Here is a 1192-nt window from a genome sequence, read left to right on the forward strand (position 1 = left end):
CAAGCGGCAGGCCACTTGGGGAATGTCGGGTTCAATCACTGCGCGCCTTCAGGTAGGAAGAGCACTAGCTGAACCGAGGGACGTCATGACGCTGCTGCACCTGACCCTGATCGCGATGATCCAGGGCATAACCGAGTTCCTGCCGGTCTCGTCCTCGGGCCACCTGATCCTGCTGCCGCAGTTGTCGAACCTCGAGGACCAGGGGCTGGTGCTGGACGTGGCTGTGCATGTCGGCTCGCTCGCGGCGGTGGTGATCTTCTTCTGGCGCGACGTAGCCAAGGGGCTGGTGGGCCTTGGCCGACTGGCACGCGGGCGCGTGGACACGCCGGGCGCGCGGTTGGCGCTTGGCCTGGTGGTCGCCACGATACCGGTGGTCATCGCCGGGGCGATCTTGAAGAATACCGGCATGATCGAGGCGCTGCGCTCGGTCGCGGTGATCGGCTGGACGATGATCGGCTTCGGCATCCTGCTCTACTGGGCTGACCGGCAAGGCGCGTCGGAAAAGTCCACCGCGGGCTGGACCCTCAAGGACGCCATCATCATGGGGCTTTGGCAGGCGGCGGCGCTGATCCCTGGCACCTCGCGCTCGGGCGCGGCGATCACCGGAGCGCGCAGCCTCGGCTATGGCCGCCAGGACGCTGCGCGACTTTCAATGCTCATGTCGATCCCGACCATCATCGCGTCCGGTGTGCTGCTGGCCGGCGAGGTCACAGGCGAGGCGAACCGCACTGCACTGCGGGACGGCGCCATTGCGGCGGGCCTCTCCTTCATGGCGGCGCTTGCCGCGCTGGCGCTCATGATGCGGCTTCTGCGCAGCGTCAGCTTCACGCCCTATGTCGTTTACCGGATCGTGCTTGGCGTGGCCTTGCTCGCCATCGCCTATGTCTGACGCCGCCTCTTATAAAAGGCTCAGCAGCCCCAAGAGCGTCAGGCTTACCCCCCGTGCGAGGTCGGCGTGGAGATCTGGCCCCGGATAGTGATTGGCGGCGCGCCATACGCCTACGATTGCGAGGATGTTGTAGGGCAGCGATAGCGCGGTGCAGGCTAGAAAGAACGCTTCCGGCGCCTCGAGGGTAATCAGCGTAAGAAGCAGCATGACCGCTGACATGTTCACGGCGAGGCCGATCGTGACGGCCCAGGTCCAGAATGCCTCGCCCAGGGGCAGCTCACCCCGCCAGAGGGATTTCAGCTT

Annotated in this window: 2 protein-coding genes; one reads left to right on the forward strand and one right to left on the reverse strand. The window is 65.6% G+C overall.

Annotation, left to right across the window (positions count from 1 at the left end):
- Window positions 1-85: 85 nt before the first annotated feature.
- A complete protein-coding gene (locus CG51_RS08645) occupies window positions 86-889 on the forward strand; it encodes an undecaprenyl-diphosphate phosphatase (protein ID WP_035744008.1) in 804 nt (267 codons plus the stop codon).
- Between the two features lie 9 nt (window positions 890-898).
- Here CG51_RS08645 and CG51_RS20380 read toward each other — a convergent pair.
- Window positions 899-1192, reverse strand: a 294-nt coding sequence (locus CG51_RS20380) for a hypothetical protein (RefSeq protein WP_084695114.1), incomplete at its 5' end; no start/stop codon positions are given.

This window comes from Haematobacter missouriensis (genome assembly GCF_000740775.1).
Lineage (GTDB): Bacteria > Pseudomonadota > Alphaproteobacteria > Rhodobacterales > Rhodobacteraceae > Haematobacter > Haematobacter missouriensis.

Excerpts from the sequence above, each read along its gene's own strand:
- CG51_RS08645 (WP_035744008.1), top strand. The coding sequence starts at position 86 with ATGACGCTGCTGCACCTGACCCTGATCGCGATGATCCAGGGCATAACC.